General features: G+C 51.7%; 6 protein-coding genes. 3 read left to right on the top strand and 3 right to left on the bottom strand.

The genetic code is table 11. The features are described 5' to 3' along the window. The coding region (locus tag Q0510_RS08435; RefSeq protein ID WP_298710036.1) for an ABC transporter permease at nt 1–934 on the top strand (934 nt) is incomplete at its 5' end. Between the two features lie 265 nt (nt 935–1,199). Here the strand turns inward: Q0510_RS08435 and rplI are convergent. Genes rplI through rpsF form a run of 3 tightly spaced genes read right to left on the bottom strand, consistent with a single transcriptional unit; the run spans nt 1,200 to nt 2,277 of the window. Continuing rightward, nucleotides 1,200–1,646: a 50S ribosomal protein L9 gene (gene rplI, locus Q0510_RS08430; RefSeq protein ID WP_298710034.1), complete on the bottom strand. Its 447-nt coding sequence runs from the start codon at nt 1,644–1,646 to the stop codon at nt 1,200–1,202. Between the two features lie 6 nt (nt 1,647–1,652). After that, nucleotides 1,653–1,919: a 30S ribosomal protein S18 gene (rpsR, locus tag Q0510_RS08425; protein WP_074240327.1), complete on the bottom strand. Its 267-nt coding sequence runs from the start codon at nt 1,917–1,919 to the stop codon at nt 1,653–1,655. Nucleotides 1,920–1,923: 4 nt separating this feature from the next. Beyond that, on the bottom strand, nt 1,924–2,277 hold the full coding sequence (rpsF, locus tag Q0510_RS08420) for a 30S ribosomal protein S6 (RefSeq protein ID WP_298710027.1): 354 nt from the start codon (nt 2,275–2,277) through the stop codon (nt 1,924–1,926). A gap of 256 nt (nt 2,278–2,533) precedes the next feature. On the opposite strand from rpsF, the gene htpG reads away from it, so the two are divergent. Together htpG and Q0510_RS08410 are read left to right on the top strand one after the other, a co-directional pair. Continuing rightward, nucleotides 2,534–4,354 (top strand): molecular chaperone HtpG, encoded by a 1,821-nt coding sequence (gene htpG, locus Q0510_RS08415; RefSeq protein WP_298710025.1) that lies wholly within the window; start codon nt 2,534–2,536, stop codon nt 4,352–4,354. Between the two features lie 249 nt (nt 4,355–4,603). Beyond that, nucleotides 4,604–5,161 (top strand): alpha/beta hydrolase-fold protein (locus Q0510_RS08410; RefSeq protein WP_298710023.1); only part of this gene is annotated, 558 nt, incomplete at its 3' end.

Genomic DNA, 5,161 nt, shown 5'->3' with positions numbered 1-5,161 from the left:
AGTAGGGCTGTTGTTCCGGGCCGGCGGCGGAATGACCGTTTACCGGGAGAATTACAAGACCAATCCCAACATCCAGGTGATCGGGGGCGACGAAAATTATTTGCGGCTGAACAATTACACACTACAATACGGGCGCAACTTCACCAGGTCGGATATCGAGTCCGGGCGGAATGTGGCTATCCTGGGATGGGATGTGGCCAAGACGCTGTTCGGGGAATTCCCCGAGCGGGCCCTGAATACCAATGTGCGGCTGGGCAATGTGCGGTACCGGGTGATAGGTATCCTGGAGAGCAAGGGCAGCAGCAACATGTTCAGCGCGGATAACGTGGTGGTGACGACGGTTACGAGTACCCGGCGGGTTTTCAACCGGCCATGGGCTTCTTACCAGATCAATGTCAATGTGGATGATATCAAGCTGATGGATGAGGCGATAGGGGAGGCCACGGGCGCTTTCCGCGTCATCCGGAAGATGGACACCAACGAAGAGAATAATTTTTATATCAGCCGGAGCGACAGTATCGCGGAGATGCTGTTCCGGCAGTTGGGGATGGTGACGGCGGCGGCCACCGTGATCGGGATCATTACGCTGGTGGGCTCAGCGATTGGGCTCATGAACATCATGCTGGTGTCTGTGGCGGAGCGGACGCGGGAGATCGGGGTGAACAAGGCCCTCGGTGCTACTGCGCCCACGATCCGGCTGCAGTTCGTATTTGAATCGGTGATCATCAGTTTGCTGGGCGGCTTACTCGGGGTGATACTGGGTATATTGGTGGGGAATGGCGTGGCCAGTTTGATGGGCTCCACTTTCTTCATTCCCTGGGGCTGGACGATGGGCGGTATCGCGGCTTGCGCGGTGGTAGGCCTGATTTCGGGGATATACCCCGCGGTAAAGGCTTCCCGGCTGGATCCTATTGTGGCGCTGCGCTACGAATAATGATATTTTACCCTGCTCAAGTCCGTATCAAGTCCACCTCAGGTCCACCTTAAGTCCACCCGCTCCGTCCTTCCTGCGTCGTTGCCACGGCGGTTTCCCGCGCTATTTACAGCCTCTAACCGGCGTCTAAACTGCCATAAGTTAAAATACCATTACATACATGTAGCAGGCCAACAGCACTTCTTGATTCACAGGTACCTTACAAGTATGCATAAAAAAAGCTGCATCCATAGGATGCAGCTTTTTTAGTATGGTGATCAGGCGATTACTCGGCTACCACTTCGAATTCCAGTTCAGCTTCGTTGCCTTTACCGAAATCGAGACGGGCTTTGTAAAGACCCAGTTCTTTCACATCACCGAGGATATGGATACGACGGCGGTCGATCTCATAACCTTTTTGTTCTTTAATCGCGCGGGCGATCTGAACGCCGGTAACAGAACCGAAGATTTTGCCGGAGGTGCCGGTTTTCGCGCCGATTTTCACGGGGGCGGCTTTCAGCACTTCTACCACTTTAGCGATTTCAGCGAGCATTTTCTCTTCTTTCACTTTCTGCACTTTCAGGCGCTCGTTCAGTTGCTTCAGGTTAGACTCGCTGGCCTCTACGGCGAACTTTTGAGGGATCAGGAAATTCCTGGCGTAACCGTTCTTTACGGCTACCAGTTCATTCTTCTGGCCCAGATTGTCTACGTCTTGTATTAAGATTACTTGCATTGTTTCTTACTTTAAAAGGTCAGTAACATAAGGCAACAGCGCCATTTGACGTGCTTTCTTGATAGCCTCGGCCACCTTACGCTGGAATTTCAGCGAGTTGCCGCTGATACGACGGGGGAGCATCTTGCCCTGGTCGTTCAGGAACTTTTTCAGAAACTCGGCATCTTTGTAATCTACATACTTGATACCCAATTTCTTGAAGCGGCAGTATTTTTTCTGGCGCTTCTCTTGCTTAACCGCGGTTAAGTACTTGATCTCTTGTTTAACTGCCATAACTTTAAGCTTCTGCGGGTTTAGGTTCAGCATCGTAGTTACCTTTCTTCCGGGCGTTGTACGCTACAGCGTGCTTGTCCAGTTTGGTAAACATGTAACGCAATACATTTTCATCGCGGTTCAGCTGGATCTTCAGCTTCTCATTGAAGTCGGATGGCGCAGCGTATTCCAGAACCAGGTACATGCCCGTGGTTTTCTTCTGGATCGGGTACGCCAGTGATCTCAGGCCCCAGGGATTTTCGTGCACAATTTCGCCACCATTGTCTTTTACCAGGTCAGCGAATTTTTTCTGGGCAGCTTTGTAGTCTTCCTCAGAAAGCACAGGGGTAAAGATCACCATCAATTCGTAGTTTGACATAATTTTCCCTTGTTAGTGATTTAAAATTAAAATGGAGTGCAAAGATAAAGGTTTCTTTTGGATTCCCACGCTTTACTGGCGCGATTTTCCACGATTTTTCATCCCCTCAGCCCCAACTGTCGCAGGTTTGCGCCAGGTTATCCGCAACAGGCTGAAAATCAATGCCTGTATTCCGGTTTGACGGTCAACTTGTCAGTCACCCGGGCCATGGCACACCCTTTGAATACCTTCACCCGTCTAAAAAACTGATAAACATATGCAGAAAGGTGCTATACGTGTACAAACGGAGAACATTTTCCCCATCATCAAGAAATTCCTCTATTCCGATCACGACATTTTCCTGCGCGAACTGGTCAGCAATGCGGTGGACGCCACCCAGAAGCTAAAAACCCTGGCCAGCGTAGGCGAATTCAAAGGCGAAACCGGCGAAACAGCCATCACCGTTTCCCTCGACAAAGACAAGAAAACCATCACCATCTCCGACCGCGGCATCGGCATGACCGCCGAAGAAGTCGACAAATACATCAATCAGGTCGCTTTTTCCGGCGCGGAAGAGTTCGTGAAGAAATATAAAGGCCAGGGCGAAGGCGCCAACATCATCGGCCACTTCGGCCTCGGATTCTACTCCTCCTTCATGGTTTCTTCCCAGGTGGAAATTTTCACCAAATCCTGGCGCCCAGATTCCAAAGCCGTTCGCTGGGAATGCGACGGCAGCCCGGAATACCAGCTCGAAGAAACCGAAAAAGAAAACCGCGGCACCGATATCGTATTGCATATCAACGAAGAAAGCGAAGAATTCCTCGACGAGCACCGCATCCGCACCATCCTCGAAAAATTCTGCCGCTTCCTCCCCGTGCCCATCCAGTTCCAGGGAGAACAGATCAATAATACCACGCCCGCCTGGGTGAAAAAGCCCTCGGAACTTACCGCCGACGACTACCAGGCCTTTTATAAAGAACTGTATCCCTTCGCGGAACCGCCACTGTTCTGGATTCACCTGAACGTGGATTATCCGTTCAACCTCACCGGCATCCTGTATTTCCCCAAGATCACGAAGACTTACGAAATCCAGAAAGACAAGATCAGCCTGTATTCCAACCAGGTGTTCGTGACCGACGAGGTGAAAAACATCGTTCCCGAGTTCCTCATGCTGCTCCACGGCGTGATCGACTCGCCCGACATCCCCCTGAACGTTAGCCGCAGCTACCTCCAGGGCGATCCTAACGTGAAGAAAATCAATGCGCATATCACCAAGAAAGTAGCCGACAAGCTGGATGAAATGTTCCGGACCGACCGGAAGTCTTTCGAGGAAAAATGGGAGCACATCGCCCTGTTCGTGAAATACGGGATGATGACCGAAGACAAGTTCCTCGACAAAGCCGGCAAATTCCATCTCCTGGAGGATATCGACGGCGTTTTCTACACCCTCGAAGAATACCGTACCGCGGCTGCCGGCCTGCAAACCAACAAGGAAGGCAAACTGGTGATCCTTTATGCCACCAATCCCGTTCAGCAGGATAGTTATATCTCCGCCGCCAAAGCGAGAGGTTATAAAGTGGTGAAGATGGAAACGATGGTGGACGCCGGTTTCATCAACCAGATGGAGCTTAAATGGGAAAACGTGATGTTCACCCGTGTGGACGCCGATATTACCGACAACCTCATCAACCCCGACTCCGCTACGCAAAGCGTACTGAGCGAAGAGCAGGAAGGTAAACTGAAAGACCTTTTCGGCAAGCAGGTACCGCTGGCCGGCGTGAAAGTGGAACTGAAAGGCCTCGGCCAGCAGGACCAGCCGGTGATCGTGACCCGCGGCGAACTGATGCGCCGGATGAAAGACATGGCCGCCATGGGCGGATCGGCGGCGAGCTGGTACGCCGGCATGCCCGACGAAATCACCATGACCGTGAACGCCAATCACCCCATTTACCAACGCATCCTCGGGGAAGGCGACGGGGCATTGCAGGAGAAACAAGTCCGCAACCTGGCTGATCTTGCGCTGCTATCCCAGGGCCTCCTGACCGGTGCGGATCTCACGGCTTTCGTGAACCGCAGTGTGGAGCTGATGGAGAAATAATCGTCCATATATATTTATTGAAAGCAAAGCGCCCCGGTGCTTTGCTTTTTTTATTGAAAAGAAATCGCGTCTGACAGGGAGTGGTGATGATGGAGAACGGGTTGCATATGAAGATTGTTGATTAATTATTAAAAAGCTTATTGTGAATGCTTGAAATCCGCTGTGATGGCTGGTTTTGGTATGGAAGTTGTTTTGGGTCGATGAGTTTTTGGTACAATAATTTTCCGTATCTTATATGTAATTTACCACATGAATTACCGCATAGTGATTACATTGGCGCTAATGGTATTGATGATGGCCTGCGGCCGGGATGGCGACAGTGATGTAGCGCCCAGCCCCAGCCCAAACCCGGGCCCCAGGCCTGAAGACACCGTAAAAGTGCCGCCGCCTGTGGTCGTGCCTGTTCAAACGGGTGTTACTGCGCAAAAAGTAAAGAATCCCAAGCAGGTGACAGATTTCCTCCTGCAAATACCGGCTAAGTATAACGACGATCCCAATAAGAAGTGGCCGGTGATTTTCTTCCTGCATGGTGTAGGGGAACGGGGGAGCGATGTCAATATGGTTAAGCGTGCCGGGCTGGCTACCAAGGCATCCAAGGACCCGAACTTTCCATATATCGTGGTGTCGCCGCAATGCAAAGAGAACGGCTGGTGGGATTCGCCCAGCCTGGAAGTGATCTACGATCAGATCATGAAAAATTACCGGGTGGACCCGGCCCGCATTTATCTCACCGGCCTGAGCATGGGCGGCTACGGTTCATGGGATTGGGCGCTTTTCAAACCGGAAAGGTTTGCCGCGGTGGTGCCC

The sequence above is a fragment of the uncultured Chitinophaga sp. genome (assembly GCF_937874145.1).
GTDB lineage: Bacteria > Bacteroidota > Bacteroidia > Chitinophagales > Chitinophagaceae > Chitinophaga.
Note: the sequence above shows the minus strand (reverse complement) of the source record. Positions and strands in the feature narration are given on the sequence as shown.

Coding starts and splice junctions, on each gene's coding strand:
- rplI (WP_298710034.1), bottom strand. CDS start 1,646: ATGCAAGTAATCTTAATACAAGACGTAGACAATCTGGGCCAGAAGAAT.
- rpsR (WP_074240327.1), bottom strand. CDS start 1,919: ATGGCAGTTAAACAAGAGATCAAGTACTTAACCGCGGTTAAGCAAGAG.
- rpsF (WP_298710027.1), bottom strand. CDS start 2,277: ATGTCAAACTACGAATTGATGGTGATCTTTACCCCTGTGCTTTCTGAG.
- htpG (WP_298710025.1), top strand. CDS start 2,534: ATGCAGAAAGGTGCTATACGTGTACAAACGGAGAACATTTTCCCCATC.